The organism is Streptomyces sp. NPDC052012 (genome assembly GCF_040689265.1).
Classification (GTDB): domain Bacteria; phylum Actinomycetota; class Actinomycetes; order Streptomycetales; family Streptomycetaceae; genus Streptomyces.
Window position 1 is genome coordinate 51,722 of record NZ_JBFAXA010000015.1, and the last position, 25,856, is coordinate 77,577.

Here is a 25,856-nt window from a genome sequence, read left to right on the forward strand (position 1 = left end):
TCATGGGGAGCGGTGCGGCAGATCCTTGAACGTGGCCAGCGTACGGTCGATCAGGTCGGGCAGGTTCTCGCGGCAGCCGCCCTCGCCCCAATAGATCATGGCCTCCAGCAGGGCCCCCATCAGCCCCATCGAGTAGACCCGCACCTCCAGATCCTGTTCCTGCCGTCCCGTCCGCTGGGCGATGGCCCGGCACAGCAGACGGCCCGTGACGGACATGCTCTCCATCATTCGCGAGCGCACCTGCGGAACCTCGACGGCCAGCCGGGCCCGCAGCACCATCTCGTCCCGCTCGTAGTCGGGGTTGTCGGCGAGGGCCATCGCCAGCGCCTGCCGGATGGCCCACCGCACCGACTCCAGTACCGGCTCGCCGGCCGGGCGCTCCCGCATCAGGTCCTCGATGAGCGGGTCGTACTCGTCCGTGAGGACGATGTCCTCCTTGGTGGGGAAGTAGCGGAAGACGGTGCTCGGCGAGACCTCGGCGCGGTCGGCGATCTGCTCGACGGTGGTGGCGTCGTACCCCTGTTCCTTGATCAGGGCGTAGGTGGCCGCCCTGATCGCCATGCGCGTCTTGATCTTCTTCCGTTCGCGCAGGCCCAGGTGGGGGGCGGCGCCGCGAACAGGGGTTCGTGCCATGGTCATGCCGTCATTGTCCGTCATGGGCCTTCGCCGGGGCCATGACCGGGGAGGAGTCCGTGCCGGCCGCGGCATCGTCCTGTCCGGCGGGCCGCGGGTTCGGCAGGAACAGGGCGGCCACGGCGGCCGTCACCAGCGCCGCCGCACCGCACACGACCAGCACGAGCGACATGCCGTCCAGATACGCCGCGTCGGCGGACGCGGCGAGCGCGGGCAGGTCCAGCTGTCCGGCGACGGCGTGGGCCCCGCTGAGCGACTCACGGGCGGCCTCGGCGGCGGGCGCGGGCAGGCCGGTGGTGTCGACGCGGTCGGCGTAGGTGTCGGCGACGAGGCTGCCGAGCAGGGCGATCCCGATGGCCCCGCCCACCTGGCGCAGTGTCATCAGCAGCCCGGAGCCGCTGCCGGCCTCGGCGGCGTCGATGCCGCCGAGCGCCGCGTCCATCGCCGGCACCATGGCGAAGGCGAAGCCGAGGCCCGCGATCGTCAGCCACAGCGCGGTGAAGCCGTAGCCGTCGCCCGGGTCGGTGCGCGAGCCGAGCAGCGCGGCGAAGCACAGCACCACCAGGCCCGCGGCGACCACCGGCCGCGGCCCCAGCCGACGCACGAGCGGCGTGCTGGCCCGCGCCGCGACCAGCAGGCCGCCCATCATCGGCAGCAGCCGCAGCCCGGTGCCGAAGGCGTCATGGCCGCCGATCTCCTGCAGATAGGTGGGCAGCAGGAACAGCAGACCGGAGAACACGAAGGTGCCGAGCGTCGCGGCCAGCGTGTTGAACAGGAACACGCGCCGCCCGAGCAGGGCCAGGTCGAGCATCGGCCGTACGGCCTGCCGTTCGCGCACCACCAGCGCGGCCAGCAGCAGCGCGGCCGACGCGAACGCGCCCAGCACCCAGCCGCTGGTCCAGCCGCGCCCGGGTCCCTCGATGATGCCGAAGACCAGGGCGCCGAGCCCGAGCGCGCTGTACGCGGTGGACAGGACGTCGACCCTCGGGGAGGAGGGGTCCCGTGACTCGGGCAGCAGGAACAGGCAGGCGGCGATGCCGAGGGCGGCCATCGGGAGGTTGATCAGGAAGATCGAGCCCCACCAGTAGTGGTCGAGCAGCAGTCCGCCGACGAGCGGGCCGAGCGGCATGCCCGCGGCCATGGAGGCGGTGACGGCGGCGACGGCCTTCCCGCGTTCCTCCTCGCCGAACATCGACGGCAGCACGGACAGCCCGAGCGGGATCACCAGCGCGGCCCCGAGCCCCATCACCGAGCGGGCCGCGATGACGAGTTCCGGGGTGTCCGTCAGGGCTCCGGCCAGGGACCCGGCGAGGAACACCCCCAGCCCGGCCACCAGCATCCGGCGCCGTCCGAAGCGGTCGCCGAGGAGACCGGCGGGGAGCATCAGCGCGGCGAACACCACGATGTACGCGTCCACGATCCACTGGAGCTCGTCGGTGCTCGCCTCCAGCTGCGCGGCCATGGTCGGCAGAGCCACGTTGAGGACCGTCAGATCGAAGCCGAGCGTGAGCATGCTCGCGACAAGGGCACCGAGCGCCCACCAGCGTCGGGGGTCGGGGGGTGCGGCGTGCTGTGAATCGACAGTGGCCATGAACTGAGAGTAACTCTCAAAAAGTAGGGGCTGTCAACGACCGCCACGCAAACGCGACGGCATGGGCGCATGAAAAAGGCCGCGGCATCGCTGCCGCGGCCGAACCTGCTCAGGGGCCTACGCGTGCTGGTACGCCACCAGCGAGATCCCCACGTAGTGGGCGATGAAGGCGGCCAGGGTGAAGGAGTGGAACACCTCGTGGAAGCCGAACCAGCGCGGTGACGGGTTGGGCTTCTTGATGCCGTAGATCACCCCGCCCGCGCTGTAGAGCAGGCCGCCGACGATCACCAGGACCAGGACGGCGATGCCGCCGGTGCGCATGAAGTCGGGCAGGTAGAAGACGGCCGCCCAGCCCATGGCGATGTAGCACGGTGTGTAGAGCCAGCGCGGGGCGCCGACCCAGAAGACGCGGAACGCGATCCCGGCGGCGGCCGCCGCCCAGATGCCCCACAGCAGCCACTGACCCTTGGAGTCGGGCAGCAGCAGGATGGTCAGCGGGGTGTAGGTGCCGGCGATGATCAGGAAGATGTTGGCGTGATCGAGGCGGCGCAGGACGCCGTCCATGCGCGGGCTCCAGTTGCCCCGGTGGTACAGCGCGCTGACCCCGAACAGCAGGGAGGCCGTCAGCGCGTAGACCCCGCAGGCGATGCGGCCCCGGGTGGAGTCGGCGAGGGCGGTGAGGACCAGGCCGGCGATCACCACGGCGGGGAACATGCCGAGGTGCAGCCAGCCCCGGAGCTTGGGTTTGACCGGATGCGGCAGGTGGGTCGCGACCGGACCGCGGCCGTCGGCCGGCGAGTCCGTGGGCGCGTCGGGGACGAACGCTGTCATGGTCCGCATGGTACCTACGGAACCGTAAGTTGCGGATCAGTGTGACGAATTGGGCACTGGTAAGTGGCCATCCTCTCACGAGGCCCTTCGGGTGATCACGCAAAGGAACGGTCAGGTGAACCCAACGTGCACGTAAAGCGGCACGAAAAACCGTGGCCATCGTCACGTTGCTCACCTGTGCGGCCCTCTGGACAGATGGGCGCGTTCGTCGGATGATCAAATGAGTGCGGTCGGCACCGGATGAGCGCCCAAGATCTCACCGTCAAGCATCCGGGTCGCAGCCCCCACGGGGCCTCCAAACAAAAAACCCCTCATTTAGGAGCAATCGTGGCGCGCGACATCGCGGCTCCCAGCGTCCCCACCACCCACCAGGGACTGATCTCCTGGGTCAACGAGATCGCAGACCTGACGCAGCCGGACAACGTGGTCTGGTGCGACGGCTCAGAGGCCGAGTACGAGCGCCTGTGCGAGGAGCTCGTCGCCAAGGGCACCTTCCGGAAACTGGACCCGATCAAGCGCCCGAACTCCTACTACGCGGCCTCCGACCCCACCGACGTCGCGCGCGTCGAGGACCGGACCTTCATCTGCTCCGCCAAGGAGGAGGACGCCGGCCCGACCAACCACTGGAAGGACCCCGCCGAGATGCGGGAGATCTTCGCCGGTGACAAGGGCCTGTTCCGCGGCTCCATGCGGGGCCGCACGATGTACGTGGTGCCCTTCTGCATGGGCCCGCTGGGCTCGCCGCTGTCCGCGATCGGCGTCGAGATCACCGACTCCGCGTACGTGGCCGTCGCCATGCGCACCATGACCCGGATGGGCCGCCCGGTCCTCGACGAGCTCGGCACCGACGGCTTCTTCGTCAAGGCCGTGCACTCCCTCGGCGCCCCGCTGGAGCCCGGCCAGGAGGACGTGCCGTGGCCCTGCAACCAGACCAAGTACATCTCGCACTTCCCCGAGGACCGCGAGATCTGGTCCTACGGCTCCGGCTACGGCGGCAACGCCCTGCTCGGCAAGAAGTGCTACGCCCTGCGCATCGCCTCCGTCATGGCCCGCGACGAGGGCTGGCTGGCCGAGCACATGCTCATCCTGAAGCTGACCCCGCCGCGCGGTGAGTCCAAGTACGTCGCCGCCGCCTTCCCGAGCGCCTGCGGCAAGACCAACCTCGCCATGCTGGAGCCGACCGTCCCCGGCTGGACGGTCGAGACGATCGGCGACGACATCGCGTGGATGCGCTTCGGCGAGGACGGCCGCCTGTACGCGATCAACCCCGAGGCGGGCTTCTTCGGCGTCGCTCCCGGCACCGGCGAGCACACCAACGCCAACGCGATGAAGACGCTGTGGGGCAACGCCGTCTTCACCAACGTCGCCCTCACCGACGACAACGACGTGTGGTGGGAGGGCATGACCGAGGAGCCGCCCGCCCACCTCACCGACTGGAAGGGCAACGACTGGACCCCGGAGTCGGAGACCCCGGCGGCCCACCCGAACGCCCGCTTCACCGTCCCCGCCGCCCAGTGCCCGATCATCGCGCCCGAGTGGGAGGACCCCAAGGGCGTGCCGATCTCGGCGATCCTCTTCGGCGGGCGCCGCGCCACCGCCGTACCGCTGGTGACCGAGTCCTTCGACTGGAACCACGGCGTCTTCCTCGGCGCCAACGTGGCCTCCGAGAAGACCGCCGCCGCCGAGGGCAAGGTCGGCGAGCTGCGCCGCGACCCGTTCGCCATGCTGCCGTTCTGCGGCTACAACATGGGCGACTACATGGCCCACTGGGTCGACGTGGCCAAGGACAAGGACCAGTCCAAGCTGCCGAAGATCTACTACGTCAACTGGTTCCGCAAGAACGACGAGGGCAAGTTCGTCTGGCCCGGCTTCGGTGAGAACAGCCGCGTCCTGAAGTGGATCGTGGAGCGCCTGGAGGGCAAGGCCGAGGGCGTCGAGACCCCGATCGGCGTGCTGCCGACGAAGGACGCGCTGGACACCGAGGGCCTGGAGCTGTCCGAGTCCGACCTGGAGTTCCTGCTCACCGTCGACAAGGAGGTGTGGCGCGAGGAGGCCGCCCTGGTCCCCGAGCACCTGAACACCTTCGGTGACCACACCCCGAAGGAGCTGTGGGACCAGTACCGCGCGCTCGTCGAGCGCCTGGGCTGAGCACGGCCCACTGAAGACTCCGCGGCCGGTCCGGATGCCCTGACCAGCGATCGTCACAGGCCGGCCGCGGGCCTGACCGGCGGGGCCCCGCACAACGGCGTGCGGGGTTCCGGGCCCGTCACCGCTCCCCGTCCGCCCCGACGGGACCCGGCGGCGACAGGCCCACCCCCGCCCACTTCGGCACGGCCCGCCCGCGGGCTCTCACGAACGTGCCGATGAGCGCCCCGGCCGGCGGACACCGCCGGCCGGGGCGCTCGGCTTTCCACCGGGCCCGGTCAGATCACCCGGAACAGGTCGGCGGCGCTGTGCACGTCGGTCAGGTCGTCGACGGTGCGCAGGTTGTCGCACAGCGACTCCAGGACCGAACCGGCCCCGGTGGCGTCCGGGGTGGCGACGGCGACGCCGAAGAGGCGGAAGCCCAGGCGGTGCTTGGCCTCGTTCCAGCCGCGCACCCACGTCTCCGTGACCTCGCACGCGTCGTCGGTGATCAGCACGATGTCGCCGCGCCCGCGCGCCGTGTCCTCGAACTCCTCCTCCAGCAGTGCGGCGGCCGTGCCGAGCGGCCGCTGGAAGTCGGTGCCGCCGCCGAGGAAGGTCTCCGCGAAGTCGAGGACGTCGGCGATGTCCGCGGGCCGGTCGCCCGGGAAGCGGAACACCCGGATCTTGTCGGCGGCGGAGAACAGGATCCCGACGAAGTCCCGTCCCGCGTGCCGGGCCTGGTCGAGCAGGGCCAGGGCGCACGCCTTGGACCAGGCCTCGCGGGTGATCCCGCCGGGGCCCTCCGCGTACATGGAGTGCGAGGTGTCCACGCACGCGATGACGGCACCCCGGCCGGTGCTCTGCTCGCCCCGGGTGTCGTACAGCATCAGCTCCCCCGCGGCGTAGCGCGCGGCGAACACCGCACGCAGCTCCGGTATGCCGAGGACCGCCAGCTCGGAGGGGATGACGCGCGACAGGTCGTCGCCGAGGGTGACGCCGACGAGCTCCCCCGTCGCGTTCTCCACCTTGCGGGCGCGCTCACCTGCGGCCATCTGCCGGAAGCGCCCGATCAGGTCGGCCCACCGCGCGAGCCGGCCGCCGCGCAGCCGCTCGGCGAGCCGGGCGCGCTCGTCGAACGGCATCCGCTCCAGCCGTCCCGCACCGACGCCCCACGCGCGCATCAGCGCGGCCTCCTGACGGACGGCCTCGGCCGCCGTCGCCGTCGCGTTCCGGGCGGCGGCACGGATGCCGGGGAGCGCCGCCGCGAGGGCCTGCGCGGCGGCGCCGGCCTCCTGCCGGGCAGCGGCCTCGGCGGCTTCGGCGGCTTCGGCGGCCTCGATCGCCCGGCGTACGGCATCGGCGGCCGGGGCCGGGACAGCGCCGTCCGCGCCGGCCTCCTCGGCCGCCTCGCGGAGCGCCTCACCGACACGGGCCGCCGCTGCCGCGGCCTCCTGCCGGGCCCCATCCGCCTGCTCCGCCCGGTCCCGGGCCTCCCGGGTGCGCTCCAGCAGCCCGCGCAGGGCCGGGGCCTGCGCGAGTACGGCCATGGCGGCGGCGTAGGCGTCGCCGGCCGTCTCCCGGTGCAGCTCGGCGAATCCGGCCGAGTGCGTCAGCGCGGCGACGACCTGGTGGTTGACCAGGTGGGACGGTGCCATCTCCGCGCGGTCGCGCAGACGCGGGGCGGCCTGACAGGCGGCCAGGAACACGTCCGTCAGGAGGTCGGCGGTGTGGTCGTGCCGCCGGCCCAGATCCGCGGCCAGGTCACGCAGCGCGGCCGACTGCTCGTACACATCACGCCACGCGACCCGGTCGAACGGGCCCGCCACCACGGCCGCGGTGTGCCGTGGGGCAGGAGCGGCGGACCGGGCCAGCCACGTCCCGGACCGGTGTGCCAGCTCGTCCAGCGCACTGCCGGCCTCACCCATCGCGCCGCCTCACAGCTGCCCCTGCACCATGCTCGCGTCCATCCCGAGGGCCTCGGTGAGGACACGGGCGCGCACGGCCCGCTGGCGTCCGGTGACCCGGTCGATCGCGGCGGTGGAGCGGCCGGCGTTCGCCGCCTCCTCGCGCAGTCGCTCCAGCCGCTTGCCCGCCATGGCGAGCTTGTTGTGGGCGTTCTTGATGACCCACTCGCTCAGTGCCTCGCGGGACTGCCCGGCCATGGCGTCGAGCTGGGCCTCCAGCTCCTCGATCACATCGGCCAGATCGAGCGCCTCCTTGGCGTCCGGGTTGACCAGGTGCAGCACCTCCCGCTCGACGATCGGGCGTTGGGCGGGGGAGTCCCACAGCACATGGGTCAGCACCGACAGATCGGTCTCGGCGACCCCCGTGCGTCCGTCGAGGTACGCGGACGCCTGGAGCAGCCCCACCGCCTGCCGCCAGCGGCGGTCGGAGGCGACGAGTTCCTTGCGGCGCAGGGCGGCCCGCAGGGTCACCACCGCGTCCACGATCGCGTCCGGGACGTCCACGGCCGGTACGGCCTCGGCGACGGCGTGCTGCAGCGCGGCCAGCTCGACGGTGGTCGGCGGCGCCGGTGCCGCGGGGCGGCCGACGGCGGAGCGGACCAGGGCGGCGAAGTTCGAGGGGTCCTCCAGATAGCCGACCTCGATCCGCACCAGCAGGCGGTCGTAGATCGCGGCGGAGTCCTCCCCGTCGGGCAGTTCGTTGCTCGCCGTGATGGCCCCGATCAGGGGGCAGCGGATCGGGGCGCCTCCGTTCTCGGGGTGGTAGATCCGCTCGTTGAGGAAGCCCAGCGTCTCGTTGAGCGCGGCCGTCGAGCACTTGAAGATCTCGTCGATGAACGCGACATGCGCGGTCGTGGCGCGCCCCTCGTACACCTGCCGGTACTCGCCCCGGGCCAGCGCGGCGACGTCGATGGGGCCGAACATCCGCGTCGGCGCGGTGAACTTCGACAGCAGGATCTCCCAGTACGACGCCCCCTCGATCCGGCCCGTGAGCTCCCGCGCCAGCTCCGACTTCGCCGTGCCGGGCGGACCGAGCACCAGCGAGTGCTGCCCGGCCAGCAGGGTCACCACCAGCGTCCGCACGACGTCCGCCCGCTCGTAGAAGCGCTCCGACAGCTCGTCGCAGATCGCCCGCAGCCTGAGCGCCGTGTCCCGCCCGTCGTCCATGCCCGCCTCTCCCCTTCCGCGTCCGGACCCCCGCCCGACTACAGGTCGCCCTCGAGGACGGTCCGGGTGATCAGGGGGCGGTCCCACAGGGCGAGGATCTCGTTCGCGAGGTCCAGCAGCGGCACCGGATGCTGTTCGCCCCGGACGTCGATCGAAGCCGCCGACAGGCTCCGGGGCACGGCCCCCGCGTCGAGCAGCACCCGCCACTCCTCGGGGCCGAGGCGCAGGTACTCCAGCGCCTTCAGCCCGGCGATCTCCAGTGGGTCGGCGAGCGTACCCGGGCAGGCGTCGAGGGTCCGCAGCCGGGGAAGACCGGCGGCCGGGGTGAGACTGACCGGCTCGCGGCTCCCCTCGCCGATGCCGAGCACCTCCAGATCGGGGTGGGCGGCGGCGGCCACGCTGTCCAGGGCGCCGCGAACCACGTGCGCCACCATGGGCGGGCGGTTGCGGGTGCGGGATGCGTACCAGTCGTTGCGGCGGTTCACCACCATGTCGGTGAGGGACTCGGCGCGCAGGTGCGCACCGACCTCCTCCTCGTGACTGATCATGATGATCTGCCCGAGGTGGCCGCGGGGGCCCGGCGTCAGGTCGAGCGCCACCCGGTCGCCGCCGCCGTTGTCCCCGAAGGCGATCCAGCCCGGCGAGCCGGCCAGGTCCTGCACGGCGTCGTCCGGCCCCGTGACGGCCACGTCCTTCGCCGCGTACTGCCAGGGACAGGGGCGGGAGCGCGCGTCCGCCACGTACAGCCCGTCCAGCGGAAAGAGCTCGCAACCGACCGCGTCCCTCACGCGTTCCTGCGCCGCGTAGTCGCCGCTCCAGTCCTGCCACCGGGCCCGGGTGACGCGGTAGAGCGCCTTGAGCTCGTCGGGCAGTGTGACACCGAGGCGTGCTTCCGCTCCGGCGATCTCCGCCTCGGTGGCCCCGACGGCGTCGGGCAGCCGCTCACGCAGGGTCCGCTCCAGCAACGCGGCGTCCGCCGACGGCGCGGGCCCCGCACCCGGCACGGTCTCGGGAAGACGCCGCCAGGGCTCGGGGACGGCGCCCTCGACGAGAACCAGGGCCCCTATGTAGGGACTGGTGATGCCGTACTCGACGGCGGGCCCGCCCTCGACGACATGCAGCAGCGTCTTCCCGCCGGGCCCCGTCTCACAGATGAACGACACGTTGTCCAAGCCATCGGCCCTGAGCGCCTGGTGCACCCCCTCGATCGCGCTGAACTCGTCCCGCCAGCCGGGCACGCTCCAGCCCCCGAGCCCGACCTGCCCCGTTACCCAACTCCCCGGCGCGGCAAGCCGTTCCCCCTGCGACCCCCGCACGATCCGCAGCAACGACTCCCAGACTGCGAAGTCATGGATGGCCCCCACAATCCCTCCCCCTCAGATCAACCAACTGGAGCCGATCGTAGGCGGACGGTACGACAACCCCCCAAGGGGCGCGGGGCTGTATCGATGTGCGGCTCCGCCGCGTGGGCGCGACCAGCCCCGGATCAGGGAAAGCCGCCCGACGACAGGCCACCCACGACGAGTAGGCGCCCCGGCCCAAGCCAACGCAGTGCTGTGGCACCCGGTCCGCGCGTCGCTGCGGGTGCACGCGGACCGGGGCCGTCAGAGGGAGCCCGAAGGGCTCAGTGGGACGCGAGCGCCCGCGGCTCCAGCGCCGCGGCATGCGCGTCCATCCGCTCGGCGGCCAGAATGGCGGCCGCCGTGTCGGCGCGGGAGGCGGCGACGACGAGCGCACGGCCCGCGAGGGTGTGCGCCCGCTCGTGCAGGGCCGCGGCGTCCGCCTCGCCCCCGGTGGTGCGCACCGACGCGCGGGCCGGCGTACGTCCTCCCCGCAGCCGGGTCACCTGTGCGGCGAGCCGCTCGGCCGCCGTGTCCAGGTCGGCCGAGGGTGCCGTCGCGCGCAGCTCGTCGGTGACGGCGAGCAGAGCGGCGAGGTGGCCCGCGAGCTGGATGTCCAGCTCCTCCTCGCGGGAACGGTGGGGGAAGTCGTGGGGGGTGCCGGCCATCGTGCGGTGGACCGACTTGGTGCGGATCGGTTCGTACATGGATGGCCTCCTGTGAGCTGTCAGGAAGCCATCCTAGCTTAGAATCGGTCTAAAGTTGAGCCGTCCATAAAATCGGGCCTCAGGGCTGGCCGTAGCCGTCCAGGAAGCGCCCGATACGGCCCACGGCGTCCCGCAGGTCCGCGACCGTGGGCAAGGTCACGACGCGGAAGTGATCCGGTTCCGGCCAGTTGAAGCCGGTGCCCTGCACCACCATGATCTTCTCGCGCCGGAGCAGGTCCAGGACCATCTGCCGGTCGTCCCTGATCTTGAAGACGTTCGGGTCCAGCCGCGGGAAGAGGTACAGCGCCCCCTTCGGCTTCACGCAGCTCACCCCCGGGATCTGGGTCAGCAGCTCGTACGCCACGTCCCGCTGCTCGCGCAGCCGCCCGCCCGGCAGCACCAGGTCGTTGATCGTCTGGCGTCCGCTGAGCGCGGCGACCACTCCGTGCTGGCCCGGCATGTTCGCGCACAGCCGCATGTTCGCCAGGATCGTCAGGCCCTCGATGTAGGAGTCCGCGTGGGCGCGCGGGCCGGAGATCGACATCCAGCCCACCCGGTAGCCGGCCACCCGGTACGCCTTCGACATGCCGTTGAAGGTGAGCGTGAGCAGATCGGGGGCGACGGCGGCGGTGGGGGTGTGGACGGCGTCGTCGTAGAGGATCTTGTCGTAGATCTCGTCCGAGCAGACCAGCAGGTTGTGACGGCGGGCGATGTCCGTCAGCCCCTTGACGACGGCCTCGTCGTAGACCGCGCCGGTGGGGTTGTTCGGGTTGATGATGACGAGCGCCTTGGTGCGGTCGGTGATCTTGCGCTCGACGTCGGCGAGGTCGGGCATCCAGTCGGACTGCTCGTCGCAGCGGTAGTGCACCGCAGTGCCGCCGGACAGGGAGACGGCCGCCGTCCACAGCGGGTAGTCCGGCGCCGGCACCAGCACCTCGTCGCCGTCGTCCAGCAGGCCCTGCATGGCCATCACGATCAGCTCGGAGACGCCGTTGCCGATGAAGACGTGCTCGACGTCGGTCTCGATGCCGAGCGTCTGGTTGTGCATCACGACCGCCCGGCGCGCCGCCAGCAGGCCCTTCGCGTCGCCGTAGCCGTGGGCCGACGACACGTTGCGGAGGATGTCCTCCAGGATCTCGGGCGGGCACTCGAAGCCGAACGCCGCCGGGTTGCCGGTGTTGAGCTTGAGGATCCGATGCCCGGCCGCCTCGAGCCGCATCGCCTCCTCGAGCACCGGGCCCCGGATCTCGTAACAGACGTTGGCGAGCTTGGTCGACTGGATCACCTGCATGCAGGGAGCTTACGGTCCCGAATCGCCCCTTGGGCCGTGTCTTCCGCCACGTGAGACGAGCGGTTCGGGCGCATATGTCCGCTCGCTGTCCCAGGGGCCCCTCGCGTCCCTACAATGTGCCGCCATGCCCAGGCACCCCCGCTACGCCGATCAGGGGAACGACGCTTCGGAACCCGTTGATCCCCCGAACGTGTACCTCCCGCAGCCGCCACCGCCCCCGGCCTACGACGCGTACGCCGACCCGGCGGCGGCGCACGGGTGGCAGAACGCGTACGACGAGACGGCCGAACTGCCGCCCGTGGCGGAGGGCGGCGCTGCTTCCGGGGCCGAACCCGCCCCGCACCGGCCCGGGGGTGGCGAGCACCGTTCGCACCGCGCTCCCGGCCGTCGCGCCCGGCGTTCCGGGGCCCGTCCCTCCCGCCGGGTCGCGATGACCGGCGGCGCGCTGGGTGCCGTGACCGTGGCGGCGCTGGTCGCCGGGTTCGCGTTCTCCGGGTCGTCCTCGGACGGCACCGGTGAGAAGGGGAAGCGCACGGGACCGGCGGCGGAGCCGGACACCGGTGAGTCCGCGCCGCCGGCCGCCACGGACGGTCCGACGGCCGGTGCGGGCCCCGGCACCCCGGCTCCCGGTGACGACGCCACGTCCGGTGCGGCGTCGTCCGCGCCCTCCGCCGGCGCCTCCACCACCTCCGCACCGACCCTCCCCACGGCGACCGCCCCCTCTGCCGGTGACCCGGGCCAGGCTGGTCCGGGCAACTCCGGTGACCGGCCGGGGCGGGGTCACGGCGCGACGAAGCGGCCCAAGTAGGAGCGCTGCCAGGCCGGGTGGGTCGGTACCGCCCGTCGGAAACGAACCCTTGTCCCCTCGCCGTCGCCATGATGACAATGCGCATGACAATTCTGTGGGCGGCCGGAGGATTCCGGTCGCCTCCGTCGCAAGAGGGGACCCCCACATGAGAAAACCTCTCGTCGTCGCGCTGTGCGCGCTGGCGATGGCCGGTGCCGGCGCGACGCCCGCGGTCGCCGCCGAGCCTTCCCCCACGGGCCCGGACATGAGCACGACCACGACCACGGGCACCACCGGCACGGTGATGGACACCGTCGACGACGTCCTCGGCACCCTGTCCGGCCTCACCGCGCCGAAGGCCGGCGCCGTGAACTTCGCCGGGACCGTCGCGCTCAGCAACTGCTCCGGCTCCGTCGTCCGCATGCCCGGCTCGGCGGACGACGACCCCGCGCTCGTCCTCACCAACGGCCACTGCCTGGAGAGCGGCTTCCCCGCGCCCGGCCAGGTCCTGGTCGACCGCGCGTCCAGCCGCACCTTCTCCCTGCTGAGCGCCTCCGGCTCCCGGGTCGCCACGCTGCGCGCCGACCGGCTCGTCTACGCGACGATGACCGACACGGACGCGGCGATCTACCGGCTGCGCACCACCTACGCGCAGATCAAGAGCGCGTACGGCATCGACGCGCTCGCCCTCGACGCGAACCGCCCGGCGGCCGGGACCTCCATCAGCGTGGTCTCCGGCTACTGGAGGAGGATCTACAACTGCTCGATCGACGGCTTCGCGTACCGCATGAAGGAGGGCGACTGGACCTGGAAGGACTCGGTGCGCTACACCCCCGAGTGCAACACCATCGGCGGCACCTCCGGCTCCCCGGTCGTCGACACCGCCACCGGCAAGGTCGTCGCCGTCAACAACACCGGCAACGAGGACGGCGAGCGCTGCACGGTCAACAACCCGTGCGAGATCGACGAGAACGGCACCGTCACCGTCCGCCAGGGCATCAACTACGCCCAGCAGACCTACCTGTTCCCCGCCTGCTTCGGCGTGGACAGCAAGCTCGACCTGAGCGCGAGCGGCTGCCTGATCCCCAAGCCGTGACCCGCACCTGACGGGCGGGCGGTCACCGGGGAGTCCGGCGCACCGCCCGCCCCGCCAGGACGTCGGTGCGCCGCCCGTCCTCGATCACGAACCGCCCGTCCACCAGCACGTACGGGATGCCCGTCGGCAGCGCCCTCGGCTCCTCGAAGGTCGAGCCCGCCGCCACCGTCTCCGGATCGAACAGCACCAGGTCGGCCCTGTACCCCTCGCGGACCAGCCCGCGGTCCGGCAGCCGCAGCCGCGCGGCCGGACGGGCGGTCAGATGAGCGACACACTCCTCCAGCGACAGCACCCCCAACTCCCGTACGTAGTGCCCGAGATACCGCGGGAACGTGCCGTAGGCGCGCGGATGGGGCTTCGCGCCCTGGAGGATGCCGTCCGAGCCGCCGGTGTGCACCCGGTGGCGCATGATCGCGCGCACGTTCTCCTCGTGGCCGACATGCTGCAGGATCGTCGGCGCCAGCCGGTCCCTCAGCAGCAGTTCACGCGCGACAGCCCAGGGACTCTCGCCGCGCACCCGCGCCGACTCCAGCACCGTACGGCCGACGTACTCGCCCAGCGCGGGGTCCCCGACCCCCGAGATCTCGATCGTCTCCCACTCCACGGGCACCCCGTGGCAGCCGTCCGAGCCGGTCACCTCCAGGTGATGCCGGATCCGCTCGGCCGTCTCCTCGTCCGCGAGCCGCTTCAGGACCGCCTCAGGGCCGCCCTCGCTCGCCCAGCTCGGCAGCAGCGCGACGAGGGTGGTGCAGCCCGGCGTGTACGGGTACGTGTCGAGGCTGATGTCGGCCCCGGCGTCCAGTGCCTCGTCCAGCAGCGCCAGCAGCTCGGGCGCCCGGCCCTTGTTCACGCCGAAGTTCATCGTCGCGTGCGCCAGGTGCAGCGGGCAGCCCGCCTCCCGGGTGAGCGCCACCATCTCCTCGTACGCCTCCAGCGCCCCGGCGCCGTACGAACGGTGGTGCGGGCAGTAGTAGCCGCCGTACGACGCCACCACCCGGCACAGCTCGGTGAGTTCGGCGTCCCCGGCGTACATGCCCGGTGTGTACGTCAGCCCCGACGACAGGCCCACCGCGCCCTGCTCCATGCCCTCGGCGACCAACTGCCGCATGCGGTCCATCTCTTCGGGCGTCGCCGCCCGGTCCTCCCAGCCGACGGCCAGCGCACGCACGGTGCCCTGCGGGATCAGATAGGCCGCGTTCACCGCGATCCCGCGATCGAGCCGGTCCAGATACTCGCCGACCGACCGCCAGTCGAAGTCGACGTCGTCACCGGGGCCGTTCCACCCGGCGATGGCCCGGCGCACCTCGCCGAGCGTGCGGTCGTCGACCGGCGCGTACGACAGCCCGTCCTGCCCGAGCACCTCGAGCGTCACGCCCTGCGCGGCCTTGGCACTGTGGTCGGGGTCGCGCAGCAGCGCCAGATCGCTGTGGGCGTGCATGTCGATGAACCCCGGGGACAGGACCAGCCCCTCGGCGTCCAGCTCACGGCGGGCCTTCGGCCGCTGGCAGCCCGCTGCCGCCGCCTCCTTCACGATGCACACGATCCGGCCGGCGTCGACGACCACGTCCGCCCGGTACGACGCCTCCCCGGACCCGTCCACGACGTCCGCGTCCCGTATGACGAGCTCTTCCACGACGGCCTCCTAGAAGAACGTACGGATGTAGTCGACCACCGTGCCGTCCGCCTCCGCCACGGGGATCAGCACCCATTTGTCGAACGACGTGCACGGGTGGGACAGCCCCAGGCCCACCCAGTCGCCCACCTGGAGATCGGCCTCCCCGGTGGTGCGCAGCCAGGCGTGCTGGTCGGACAGGGCGGTCACCGTGATCCCGGCCGCCGGGCGCTCGGCCCCGTCCCGGCGGACCACCTGGGCGAACGGCAGATCGAGGTCGTACGCCGCGTCCCGCTTGCCCGCGTTGAGGAACGCCTGCTCGGGGGAGGGACGGGAGACCACCTGGGCCCACAGCCGGAAGGCGGGCTCCAGGGCCCCCTCCTCCGGGACCCGGTTGAACGGGGTCAGCTTGCGGTAGTGCCCGTCGTCGTGCGAGACGTACGCGCCCGAGCGCAGCAACTTCAGCACGGGCGCCGACAGTTCGGGGATCTCCGCGAAGACGTCGGCGACCGCGTCGAACCAGGCGCTGCCGCCCGCGCTCACCACGATCTCGTCCAGCCCGGCGAACCGCCCGGCCTTGTCGAACTCCACGGCCAGCGCGACCAGCCTGCGCAGCCAGGCGTGCACCCGCTCCGGATCGGCCCCCGGCACCTCGCCCTCGTATCCGGCGACCCCGACCAGCCGCAGCCCGCGCGCACCGGCCACGGCGTCGGCGACGGCGGCGCACTCGGCCTCCGTCCGCACCCCGGTCCGGGCGCCCTCACCGGCGGCGAGCTCGATCACGACGTCCACGGGGCGCCGGGCGCCCCGGAGCGCGGCGTCCATCAGCTCGACGCCGCGCACCGAGTCGACGTAGCAGACGCAGCGGAAGTCGTCGTCGGCGTCCAGCTGCGCCGAGAGCCAGCGCAGGGCGGCGCCGTCGACCAGCTCGTTGGCGAGGAAGACGCGCTGGACGCCGAAGGCCCGCGCGACGCGAACCTGGTGCGGAACGGCCAGCGTGATGCCCCACGCGCCGTGCTCGATCTGCCGCTGGAACAGCTGCGGGGCCATGGAGGTCTTGCCGTGCGGGGCGAAGGCGAGGCCGTGCCGGGCCGCGTACGTCTCCATCAGCTTCAGGTTGTGCTCCAGGCGCTCGGCGGACAGGGCGAGCACGGGGGTGGTGAAGCCGTCGGTGAAGAGATTCAGGCGCCGGGCGGCCAGCTCCCCCACGGTGAGGGCCTCGGCGTCCGGCGGGAGGCCCCTGAAACGGTGGTCGACGCGTTCGTCGGCGAGGCGGGCGAGGGCGTCGGAGCCGGTGCCGGAGACCATGGGAAACCTCCCGATCAGGGTCGTTGCATTCTTTGCAACGTTCATTGCGTATATCGCTCACCGCTGTCTAACATCTCGGCCACGCGGGGTCAACGGACACCGCATCCCCCGCAGGCGACAAGGAGCCCCGCCATCGTGACCGTCACCGGACCCTCCCACGACCCCGGCGTCGTGGACGTCGTCGCGCTCGGCGAGTCCATGGTGACGTTCCTGCCGTCCACCCCGGGCCGCCTCGCCGACGTGCCGTCCTTCGACCGTGCGATCGGCGGCGCGGAGTCCAACACCGCGTGCATGCTGGCGGCGGCGGGCCACTCCGTGCGGTGGATCAGCCGGGTCGGCGCGGACCCCTTCGGCGATCACCTGGTCGAGACGATCGCCGGACACGGCGTCGACGTGTCGTCCGTGGACCGCGACCCCGGCCGCCCGACCGGCATCTACTTCCGCACGGCGGGCGACCGCGCGACGGACGCGCACGAGGTGGCGTACTACCGCGCGGGCTCGGCGGCCTCCGCGATGACCCCGGAGAACGTGGACATGGACGCGGCACTGACCGGCCGGGTCCTGCACCTGTCGGGCATCACGGCGGCCCTGTCGGACGGCTGCCTGCACCTGCTCCGCGAGCTGACCGCCCCCCGCCCTGGCCGCCCGCTGATCTCCTTCGACGTGAACCACAGGGCGGGCCTGTGGCGGAACGCAGCGGGCCCCCACGTCCTGCTCGACCTGGCCCGCCGGGCCGACATCGTCTTCGTGGGCGAGGACGAGGCGGAGGAGGCCTGGGGCCTCACGGGCGGCCCGACGGCAATCAGGCAAGCCCTGCCGGAGCCGCAGACGCTGGTGGTCAAGCAGGGAGCGAAGGGGGCGACCGCGTTCAGCGAGCCGACGCCATCCCGCGGGCGACGACACGACGACCTTCCGCCACCCGTCCCTCCCGTCCAGCCCGCGGGCAGTCGTGCCGCTGAGGCGATGGGGGTCCCCCCGCTCGACCGAAGCCGAGAGCGGGGGAGGGCGGGCGCGGACGGTGCCCCGTCAGCGCCGGGCTGCGCGACCGACACCCGGCCCGCGGCAGCACAGGGCACCTTCGTCCCAGCGCTCACCGTCAACGTCGTAGCAACAGTCGGCGCCGGAGACGCCTTCGCCGCCGGGTTTCTCTCCGCCGGCCTGCGTGCGCTGCCCGTGAGGGAACGCTTGCGGTACGGACACCTCTTCGCCGCCGCCGCCCTCACCACCCCCGGCGACCTCGCCCCGCCCCCCTCCACCGCCCTCGCCGGCCGCCTCGCCGCCCTCGACGACGCCGCGTGGGGGAGACTGCGACTCGGCCCCGGCTGGACGACCGCCATGGAACGGGCCGACGAGGAGGTACGCACCCCATGAGCCAGACCGTAGACCGCGCGCTCAGCATCCTGCCGCTGCTCGCCGAGGGCCCCGCCGATCTCGGCCAGGTCGCCGACCGCCTCGGCGTGCACAAGTCCACGGCCCTGCGCCTCCTGCGCACGCTCCACGAACACGGCCTGGTCTACCGCCAGTCCGACCAGCGCTACCGCCTCGGCGCCCGCCTCTTCGCCCTCGCCCAGGAGGCGATGGAGAACCTCGACGTCCGCGAGATCGCCCACCCCCACCTCGTACGCCTCAACGAGCAGTGCGGGCACACCGTGCACCTCGCCGTGTACGAGGAGAACGAGGTCCTCTACATCGACAAGGTGGAGAGCCGCTACCCGGTGCGCATGTACTCCCGGATCGGCAAGCCCGTCGCGATCACCGTCGCCGCCGTCGCCAAACTCCTCCTCGCCGATCTGCCCGAACACGAGCGCCGCGCCCTCGCGGAGAAGCTCGACTACCCCCTGTACACGGCCCGTTCGACACCGAACGCCGACGCCTTCCTCAAGGAACTGGCCAAGGTGCGCGAACAGGGCTGGGCCACCGACCTCGGCGGCCACGAGGAGTCCATCAACTGCGTCGCCGCGCCCATCCGCGGCGCGGACGGCCGGGTGGTCGCCGCCATGTCGGTCTCCGCACCGAACGTCGTCGTGACCGCCGACGAACTCCTCACCCTGCTCCCGCTGGTGCGCCGTACCGCGGACGCGATCAGCGGCGAGTACTCCGGCAGAACGCCCGTGCACCACCCCGAGAAGGACACGCCATGACCGAGAAGATCGCGCTCACCCCGAAGACCCACACGACCCCGCCGGCGAAGTTCTCGCACGGCGTGCGCAAGGGCAACATCCTCCAGGTCGCCGGTCAGGTCGGTTTCCTCCCGGCGGAGGAGGGCAAGGCGCCGACGCCCGCCGGTCCCACCCTGCGCGAGCAGACCCTCCAGACCCTCGCCAACGTCAAGGCGATCCTCGAAGAGGGCGGCGCGAGCTGGGACGACGTGATGATGATCCGCGTCTACCTCACCGACGTGGACCACTTCGCGGAGATGAACGAGATCTACAACGCGTACTTCGAGGAGCAGGGCCTCACCCAGCCCCCCGCGGCCCGCACGACCGTCTACGTCGGTCTCCCCGCCGGCCTCCTCATCGAGATCGACGCCCTCGCCGTCCTCGGCTGACCCACCTCACCCCCCCGCACGCACACCATCGGGCACGGCGCCCTGCACCCCTTGGGCGCCGTGCCGCGATCCCCCCTGCTCGAAAACACCATGCCCTTACGCAGAGGACCCCCGTATGTCCTACTCGTCCCTCCCGCTCGCCGCCTCCGCCCCCGCCGAGACACCGCCCCACACCGGCGGCCTGCTCCTCCTCATCGACGGCACCGCCGGTCTGCTGACCGTCGCCGCCATCGGCATAGCCCTGCTGCTCTTCCTCATCATCAAGGTCCGCCTCCAGCCCTTCGTCGCGCTGCTCGGCGTCTCCATAGCCGTCGGCCTGATGGCGGGCCTGTCGGTCACCGAACTCTTCGGCACCGTCCAGCGGTCCGACGCCGTCTCCACCATCGAGTCCGGCATGGGCGGCATCCTCGGCCATGTCGCGATCATCATCGGCCTGGGCACCATGCTCGGCGCGATCCTCGAAGTCAGCGGCGGCGCCGAGGTACTGGCCTCCCGCCTGCTCGGTCTCTTCGGTGAGAAGCGCGCCCCGCTCGCCATGGGCCTGACCGGCCTGATCTTCGGCGTCCCGGTCTTCTTCGACGTCGGCATCTTCGTCCTCGCGCCCATCGTCTACGCCGCCGCCAAGCGTTCCGGCAAGTCGATCCTGCTGTACTGCCTGCCGCTGCTCGCCGGCCTGTCCGTCACCCACGCCTTCCTGCCCCCGCACCCCGGCCCGGTGGCCGCCGCCGGGCTGCTCCACGTGGACCTCGGCTGGGTCATCCTCATGGGCATCGTCTGCGGCATCCCCGCCGTCGTCGCCGCGTGGGTCTACTCGGCCTGGATCGGCAAGCGCATCTTCGTCGCCGTACCGCAGGACATGGTGGAGGCCGCGGCCGACGCCAAGCAGGCCGTCGTCGACGAGCAGCGGGCGTCCGGCGTCGAGCCGCGCGAGACACCGGTGCCGCTCGGCACGGTCCTCGGCATCATCGGTACGCCGCTGGTGCTGATCCTCGCCGCGACCTTCTCCTCGATCGCCCTGGACCCCTCCACCCTGCGCTCGGTGATCGAGTTCTTCGGCCACCCCTTCGTGGCGCTCACCATCGCCCTGTTCCTCGCCTACTACCTGCTCGGCATCCGGCGCGGCTGGTCGCGCAGGTCGCTGGAGACCGTCTCGACGTCCTCGCTGAAGCCGGTCGGCAACATCCTCCTCGTCGTCGGCGCGGGCGGTGTCTTCGGTGCCGTCCTCAAGGCCAGCGGGGTCGCGCAGGCGCTGTCCGACACCTTCAACGACGTCGGCCTGCCGGTGATCGTGCTGTCGTATCTGATCTCCGTGGTGCTGCGGGTCGCGCAGGGCTCGGCGACGGTGGCGATCGTGACCACGGCGGGCATCGTGGCGCCGCTGCTGGCCGAGGGCGACCACTCGCAGGCGTTCGTCGCGCTGGTCATCATGGCCATCTCGGCGGGCTCCATCTTCGCCTCGCACGTCAACGACGGCGGCTTCTGGATGGTGGCCAAGTACTTCGGCATCAGCGAGCGGGACACCCTCAAGACGTGGACCGTGCTGGAGAGTGTGCTGTCGGTGGCGGGTTTCGTGGTCGCCGCGGCACTGAGCATCTTCGTATAACGATCATGGGGCTGGCTGTGCCCGGCACAGGTTTGTCGACCATACTGCTCCGCTGTGGAGCAGCGCATAGGTTCGAGCAGCCAGCCCCTGGAAGGCGCCGGATTCGACCCGGCCTTCATCCCCGGGCTCACCTCACCCGCGTCCGAACGGGAGGAGGACGCCAAGGCGGAGGAGCCGGAGGAGACGGCCGAGTCGCCGGTCGAGGAGGACACGGCCCCTGAGGCGGACGCGGACCCCGAGGCCGAGGAACCGGCCCCCGACGGCCCCGTCTTCGAGGCGTCCGACCGCCGCGCGAGAATCCTCGCCGACCACCGGGGCGTACGGCTCCGACTGGACGACCAGGAGTGCGAGTTCCGCTGGGACGAGATCGGCGCGGTGGAGACGGAGACCGCCCGCTTCGGCAAGCGGTACACGGTCACCGTCCATACGCCCGACCGCCGTTGGTACCCCATCGAGATCGAGGCCCCCTCCCGCAGCCGATTTGCGGAGTGGGACACCGAGCTCGACAAGGTCCTGGACGCGTACTTCGACGAGGGCGGCGCGGAAGAGACGGAAGCCGACGCCGGCGCCGACCGGAAGGCCGACGCCGACGCCGAATAGCGGATCGGCCGCTCAGTGGTACGCGTGCACCACCGCATGCCCCTTGCCGCGGCCGATCATCCACTTGTTGACCGGCGTGGTCACCACGAACGCCACGGCGAACCCGCCGAGGAGCGCGTACCAGAACAGCCCGTCGGTCAGCCCGGACTCCATCGCGCCGGGAGTGAGGGCGATGATGGCGTTGTCGACCAGTTCCATCACGGCGATGGAGACGGTGTCGGCGGCGAGCGCGATCCGGATCGCGGCCTTGAGGTCCACGCCGGCGCGGATGACCGCGAACAGGGTGAACGAGTAGCCGAACAGGAACGCGAGCGCGATCGCGAGGGCCATGGTCGGCACGTCGCCCCACAGGAGGGCGGTGCCGATGACCATGCCGAGGATCTCGCCGATGGCGCACCCGACCAGGCAGTGCAGCGTCGCCTTCACCGCCGTGGCCCAGGAGGCGCCGCCGTGCGCGTGCCCGTGCGCCTCGTGCGCGTGCTCGCTGTGATCCATGATGTTCGGGTTCCCTTTCCGTCCGTGTCCTATGGGGGCCCGGTGGGTCTTACCGCGCGGCCTTGAAGCCGCGCAGCCGCAGGCTGTTGCCGACGACGAAGACCGACGAGAAGGCCATCGCGGCCCCGGCGATCATCGGGTTGAGCAGGCCCGCCGCGGCGAGCGGCAGCGCCGCCACGTTGTAGGCGAAGGCCCAGAACAGGTTCGACTTGATCGTGCCGAGCGTCCTGCGCGCCAGCCGGATCGCGTCCGCGGCCACCCGCAGGTCGCCCCGGACGAGGGTGAGGTCGCCGGCCTCGATCGCCGCGTCCGTCCCGGTGCCCATCGCGAGGCCCAGGTCGGCCTGGGCGAGCGCCGCCGCGTCGTTGACGCCGTCACCGACCATGGCGACCGAACGTCCCTCGCCCTGCAGCCGCTTGACGACCTCGACCTTCTCCTCGGGCATCACCCCGGCGATCACCTCGTCGATGCCGACCTGCGCGGCGACCGCCTCGGCGACGGCCTTGTTGTCCCCGGTGAGCAGGATCGGCGTCAGGCCCAGCGCCCGCAGCCGCGTGACGGCCTCGGCGCTGGTGTCCTTCACCGCGTCGGCCACCTCCAGCACCGCCCGGGCCTCGCCGTCCCAGGCGACCGCGATCGCCGTACGGCCCGCCGCCTCGGCCTCGGTCTTGGCTCGCGCCAGCTCGGCGGGCAGCGCCATGGCCCACTCCCCGAGGAGTTCCTCCCGGCCGACGAGCACGGCGTGTCCCCCGACGACGCCCTGGACGCCCAGACCGGGCACGTTGGCGAAGTCCTCCGGGGCGGGCAGCGCGCCGACCCGCTCGGCGGCACCCGTCGCGACCGCCCGCGCGATCGGGTGCTCGGAGGCGTGCTCCAGGGCGCCCGCGAGCCGCAGCACCTCACTCTCGTCGGTGCCCTCGGCGGTGTGCACGGCGAGCAGGGTCATCCGGCCGGTGGTGACGGTGCCGGTCTTGTCCAGGACGATCGTGTCGACGCGGCGGGTGCTCTCCAGGACCTCGGGGCCCTTGATGAGGATGCCGAGCTGGGCGCCGCGCCCGGTGCCGACCATCAGGGCGGTCGGTGTGGCGAGCCCGAGGGCGCACGGGCAGGCGATGATCAGGACGGCGACGGCGGCGGTGAACGCGGCCGTCAGCTCCGCTCCGTTGCCGAGCCAGAAGCCGAGGGTGCCGAGCGCGAGGGCGATGACGACCGGCACGAACACCCCGGAGATCCGGTCCGCCAGCCGCTGGGCCGCCGCCTTGCCGTTCTGCGCGTCCTCCACCAGCCGCGCCATGCGGGCGAGCTGCGTGTCGGCGCCGATCCGTGTCGCCTGGACGACCAGACGGCCGCCGGCGTTCACGGTCGCACCCGTCACAGCGTCCCCGGCACCGACCTCGACGGGCACGGACTCGCCGGTGAGCATGGAGGCGTCGACGGCGGAGCTGCCCTCGACGACGGTGCCGTCGGTGGCGATCTTCTCGCCGGGCCGGACCAGGAACCGGTCGCCGACGCGCAACGCGTCGACCGGTATCCGCTCCTCGCGGCCCTCGCGCAGCACGGTGACGTCCTTGGCGCCCAGTTCCAGCAGCGCCCGCAGCGCGGCACCCGCCCTGCGCTTGGACCGGGCCTCGAAGTAGCGGCCGGCCAGGATGAAGGCGGTGACCCCGGCGGCGGCCTCCAGGTAGATGTTCCCGGCGCCGTCCCCTCGCTCGATGGTCAGCTCGAAGGGGTGGGTCATGCCGGGCGTCCCCGCGGTGCCGAGGAACAGCGCCCACAGCGACCACAGGAACGCCGCCGACACCCCGACCGAGATCAGCGTGTCCATGGTCGCCGCACCGTGCCGGGCGTTGGTGAACGCGGCCCGGTGGAAGGGCCAGGCGGCGTAGGTGACGACCGGGGCGGCGAGGGTGAGGGACAGCCACTGCCAGTACTCGAACTGCCAGGCCGGCACCATCGCCAGTACGATCACCGGCACGGCGAGAACCACGGCGGTGATCAGCCGCTGCCGCAGCGGCAGCAGCTCGTCGGCCTCCTCGCGCGGGGCCGCCTGTTCGGTCCGCACGGGCTCGGGCTCGCGCGCCGAGTACCCGGTGGCCTCGACCGTGGCGATGAGGTCCGCCACGGCGACGTCCCCACCGAAGCTGACCTTGGCCTTCTCGGTGGCGTAGTTGACGGTGGCGGTGACCCCCTCCATCCGGTTGAGCTTCTTCTCGATCCGGGCGGCGCACGAGGCGCAGGTCATGCCGCCGATCGCGAGTTCGACCTCTGTCTGTTCGGGGACGGTGGTGGCCATCGCTGCTCCTCGCGCAGGTCGGGTGGGGAGTGAGAGGTGGGAAGGGTGCCCCGGGGGCTCAGGCCGCCCGGCCGGTGAGCTCGTAGCCGGCGTCGTCGACGACCCGGGCGAGCAGCGCGTCGTCGGGCTCGCCGGAGGTGGTGACGGCGACCTGGCCGGTCTCGAGGTCGACGTCCACCGCCAGGACGCCGTCGAGGGCGCCGATCTCCTTGGTGAGCGTGGCCTTGCAGTGTCCGCAGGTCATCCCGGAGACGGCGTAGACGGTGGTGCGGCTCTCAGGGGTGGTGGTGCAGCAGGACATGTGTTCCTCCCGGATGTGAAGCTCTGCGTGCGTGAGGTACCCCCAGGGGGTACCCCTGACTTACGCAGTCATGTATACCCCCCAGGGGTATGCCGCGCAAGTGGTGGACAAGCAGAGGGCCTCCCCCTCGGTGAGGGGGAGGCCCGGAAAGGTCTGCGTGCGATCGGGGTGAGCGCTACCGGCAGTACTGCTGCTCCTTGCCGATCGACCGGTACATGCAGTCGGCGTTCTCCAGCAGCTGGAGCACCGCGTCGCGGTTGCGGGAGGTCTCCCGCTCGATCACCTCGTCGGGCGGGTAGAAGCCGCCGTTCCAGGAGGACGTCGGATACATCTCGAACGTGTAGCCGAAGATCTTGTGGGCGCCCCACAGGTAGTCGTCGATCGACCCGTCCGTGATGTACAGGTCGCTGGACTGCTGCGGGGTGTACCCGTTGCTCGCGGCCATCTTCTCCCCGACCGTCTTGAACGCGGCGTGGTCGTCGGCCGTCATGCCGGTCGTGGTGTCGGAGTAGGTGTAGCCGAACGGCCACAGCACCAGCTCGCTGTACGTGTGGAAGTCGATGCCCGCCTTGATCTGCTGCACCCCGCCCACGACCCGGCTGCGCACGAAGTTCGCGACCACCTTCACCTCGGGAGCCGACTCGGGCGCCGAACCCCGGTAGGTGTCCGAGGACTTGGAGCCCGAGGAGCCGCCGCAGCAGCCCCAGCGGTAGTCCCAGTTGCGGTTCAGGTCCGTGCCGACGTACGACGAACCGGAGTTGGGCTGGCGGTTCTTGCGCCACGAGCGGTAGGAGCCGGTGGCGATGTCGTACTCGCCGCCGTCCGGGTTGAGATCGGGGATGATCCAGATCTCCCGCCCGTTCACCATGTTCGTGATCCGGGAGTCGCTGCCGTAGCCCGCGCCGAGCTCGCGCAGCAGGTACAGCGCCATCTCCACGGTCAGGTGCTCACGGGCGTGCTGGTGGTGGGTGAACAGGACCTCCGGCTCGTTCTCGTCCGTCGCCACGTTGTCACTGATCTTGACGGCGACGATGTCCCGGCCCTGGTGGGACTTCCCGATCACCCGCTTGCTCATGATGCCGGGGTACGCCGACAGCCGCTGGTCGATCTCGGCGTTCATCTCGGCGTAGTTGTGGTAGCGGGAGTCGGCCGAGGGGAAGTCGAACAGCCGCAGCCCGTCGGCGGGGGAGGAGCGGTCGGGGACCGCGCCGAGCGGCGTGACCTCGTAGCCCTGCTGACGCAGCGTGCGTATCTGGTCGGGGCGGCCGGAGACGACGACCGTCTCCTCGTCGGCCTCGTCGACGGTGACTCCGGAGCGCTGAATGGCCGTACGCGTCACGGGGGTTGTGTGCTGGTGGATCTCGTACTGGCGGACGTCGTCGGCCGAGGGGGTTGGGGCGGCCGCGCTGTCGGCGCCGGCCTCGGTCGCCGTGAGCGACACGGGGGCCGCGAGGGCGAGGGCGAGCAGGGTGGCGAGCGCGGCGGAGCGTCTGCCGCGAGGGCGAAGTCGCATGAAGTCTCCTTGTGGGAGGTGGGGGTTGTTCAGTGCGACGTGCGTGGTG

At 71.8% G+C, this 25,856-nt stretch carries 22 protein-coding genes; 8 read left to right on the plus strand and 14 right to left on the minus strand.

Annotated features, from left to right (window positions below; translation table 11 throughout):
- The 3 genes from AB0412_RS22975 to AB0412_RS22985 form a co-directional block, all read right to left on the minus strand.
- On the minus strand, positions 1–639 hold the full coding sequence (locus tag AB0412_RS22975; RefSeq protein ID WP_366404428.1) for a TetR family transcriptional regulator: 639 nt from the start codon (positions 637–639) through the stop codon (positions 1–3).
- A 4-nt stretch (positions 640–643) separates the two neighbouring features.
- Positions 644–2,224, minus strand: coding sequence for an MFS transporter (locus tag AB0412_RS22980; RefSeq protein ID WP_366404429.1), 1,581 nt, complete (start codon positions 2,222–2,224; stop codon positions 644–646).
- A gap of 117 nt (positions 2,225–2,341) precedes the next feature.
- On the minus strand, positions 2,342–3,055 hold the full coding sequence (locus AB0412_RS22985) for a hemolysin III family protein (protein ID WP_366404430.1): 714 nt from the start codon (positions 3,053–3,055) through the stop codon (positions 2,342–2,344).
- Between the two features lie 327 nt (positions 3,056–3,382).
- Between AB0412_RS22985 and AB0412_RS22990 the strand changes: the two genes are divergently transcribed.
- Positions 3,383–5,203 carry a phosphoenolpyruvate carboxykinase (GTP) gene (locus AB0412_RS22990; RefSeq protein WP_366404431.1) on the plus strand — a complete coding sequence of 607 codons (1,821 nt, stop codon included), beginning with the start codon at positions 3,383–3,385 and terminating at the stop codon, positions 5,201–5,203.
- A gap of 275 nt (positions 5,204–5,478) precedes the next feature.
- Here the strand turns inward: AB0412_RS22990 and AB0412_RS22995 are convergent, their stop codons facing one another.
- The 5 genes from AB0412_RS22995 to AB0412_RS23015 all read right to left on the minus strand — a co-directional run bounded on the left by AB0412_RS22995 (position 5,479) and on the right by AB0412_RS23015 (position 11,651).
- Positions 5,479–7,107 carry a VWA domain-containing protein gene (locus tag AB0412_RS22995; protein ID WP_366404432.1) on the minus strand — a complete coding sequence of 543 codons (1,629 nt, stop codon included), beginning with the start codon at positions 7,105–7,107 and terminating at the stop codon, positions 5,479–5,481.
- A 9-nt stretch (positions 7,108–7,116) separates the two neighbouring features.
- Positions 7,117–8,313 (minus strand): AAA family ATPase, encoded by a 1,197-nt coding sequence (locus AB0412_RS23000; RefSeq protein WP_366404433.1) that lies wholly within the window; start codon positions 8,311–8,313, stop codon positions 7,117–7,119.
- A 38-nt stretch (positions 8,314–8,351) separates the two neighbouring features.
- Positions 8,352–9,677, minus strand: a complete 1,326-nt coding sequence (locus AB0412_RS23005) for an SMI1/KNR4 family protein (protein ID WP_366404434.1) — start codon at positions 9,675–9,677, stop codon at positions 8,352–8,354.
- 260 nt (positions 9,678–9,937) lie between these two features.
- Positions 9,938–10,360, minus strand: a complete 423-nt coding sequence (locus tag AB0412_RS23010) for a hypothetical protein (protein WP_366404435.1) — start codon at positions 10,358–10,360, stop codon at positions 9,938–9,940.
- 79 nt (positions 10,361–10,439) lie between these two features.
- Positions 10,440–11,651: a pyridoxal phosphate-dependent aminotransferase gene (locus AB0412_RS23015; RefSeq protein ID WP_366404436.1), complete on the minus strand. Its 1,212-nt coding sequence runs from the start codon at positions 11,649–11,651 to the stop codon at positions 10,440–10,442.
- A 124-nt stretch (positions 11,652–11,775) separates the two neighbouring features.
- Between AB0412_RS23015 and AB0412_RS23020 the strand changes: the two genes are divergently transcribed.
- Both AB0412_RS23020 and AB0412_RS23025 read left to right on the plus strand, forming a co-directional pair.
- Entirely contained in the window at positions 11,776–12,459 is a 684-nt protein-coding gene (locus AB0412_RS23020; protein ID WP_366404437.1) for a hypothetical protein, read from the plus strand.
- A gap of 145 nt (positions 12,460–12,604) precedes the next feature.
- The gene (locus tag AB0412_RS23025) at positions 12,605–13,534 is read left to right on the plus strand and encodes a serine protease (RefSeq protein ID WP_366404438.1); all 930 of its coding nucleotides are present in this window, start codon (positions 12,605–12,607) and stop codon (positions 13,532–13,534) included.
- Positions 13,535–13,556: 22 nt separating this feature from the next.
- Here the strand turns inward: AB0412_RS23025 and AB0412_RS23030 are convergent, their stop codons facing one another.
- Both AB0412_RS23030 and AB0412_RS23035 read right to left on the minus strand, forming a co-directional pair.
- The gene (locus AB0412_RS23030) at positions 13,557–15,167 is read right to left on the minus strand and encodes a D-aminoacylase (protein WP_366404439.1); all 1,611 of its coding nucleotides are present in this window, start codon (positions 15,165–15,167) and stop codon (positions 13,557–13,559) included.
- Between the two features lie 9 nt (positions 15,168–15,176).
- Positions 15,177–16,454 (minus strand): amino acid deaminase, encoded by a 1,278-nt coding sequence (locus AB0412_RS23035; protein ID WP_366404440.1) that lies wholly within the window; start codon positions 16,452–16,454, stop codon positions 15,177–15,179.
- Positions 16,455–16,589: 135 nt separating this feature from the next.
- On the opposite strand from AB0412_RS23035, the gene AB0412_RS23040 reads away from it, so the two are divergent.
- The 5 genes from AB0412_RS23040 (at position 16,590) to AB0412_RS23060 (ending at position 21,205) form a co-directional block, all read left to right on the plus strand.
- Positions 16,590–17,825 (plus strand): sugar kinase, encoded by a 1,236-nt coding sequence (locus tag AB0412_RS23040; RefSeq protein WP_366404441.1) that lies wholly within the window; start codon positions 16,590–16,592, stop codon positions 17,823–17,825.
- Complete coding sequence (locus tag AB0412_RS23045) at positions 17,822–18,595, plus strand: IclR family transcriptional regulator (protein WP_366404442.1); 774 nt, start codon at positions 17,822–17,824, stop codon at positions 18,593–18,595. Before AB0412_RS23040 ends, AB0412_RS23045 begins: the two co-directional genes overlap by 4 nt.
- Positions 18,592–19,002, plus strand: a complete 411-nt coding sequence (locus AB0412_RS23050; RefSeq protein WP_260824588.1) for a RidA family protein — start codon at positions 18,592–18,594, stop codon at positions 19,000–19,002. The genes AB0412_RS23045 and AB0412_RS23050 overlap by 4 nt, the downstream gene beginning before the upstream one ends.
- Before the next feature lie 115 nt (positions 19,003–19,117).
- A complete protein-coding gene (locus tag AB0412_RS23055; RefSeq protein ID WP_366404443.1) occupies positions 19,118–20,605 on the plus strand; it encodes a gluconate:H+ symporter in 1,488 nt (495 codons plus the stop codon).
- Positions 20,606–20,659: 54 nt separating this feature from the next.
- Positions 20,660–21,205 carry a hypothetical protein gene (locus AB0412_RS23060; RefSeq protein ID WP_366404444.1) on the plus strand — a complete coding sequence of 182 codons (546 nt, stop codon included), beginning with the start codon at positions 20,660–20,662 and terminating at the stop codon, positions 21,203–21,205.
- 12 nt (positions 21,206–21,217) lie between these two features.
- Here AB0412_RS23060 and AB0412_RS23065 read toward each other — a convergent pair whose 3' ends face one another.
- From AB0412_RS23065 to AB0412_RS23080, 4 genes are all read right to left on the minus strand, one after another.
- Positions 21,218–21,700, minus strand: a complete 483-nt coding sequence (locus AB0412_RS23065) for a DUF4396 domain-containing protein (RefSeq protein WP_366404445.1) — start codon at positions 21,698–21,700, stop codon at positions 21,218–21,220.
- Between the two features lie 49 nt (positions 21,701–21,749).
- Positions 21,750–23,993: a heavy metal translocating P-type ATPase gene (locus AB0412_RS23070; protein WP_366404446.1), complete on the minus strand. Its 2,244-nt coding sequence runs from the start codon at positions 23,991–23,993 to the stop codon at positions 21,750–21,752.
- A gap of 58 nt (positions 23,994–24,051) precedes the next feature.
- Positions 24,052–24,294, minus strand: a complete 243-nt coding sequence (locus tag AB0412_RS23075) for a heavy-metal-associated domain-containing protein (RefSeq protein WP_366404447.1) — start codon at positions 24,292–24,294, stop codon at positions 24,052–24,054.
- 175 nt (positions 24,295–24,469) lie between these two features.
- The gene (locus AB0412_RS23080; protein ID WP_366404448.1) at positions 24,470–25,807 is read right to left on the minus strand and encodes a M14 family metallopeptidase; all 1,338 of its coding nucleotides are present in this window, start codon (positions 25,805–25,807) and stop codon (positions 24,470–24,472) included.
- Positions 25,808–25,856 lie beyond the last annotated feature (49 nt).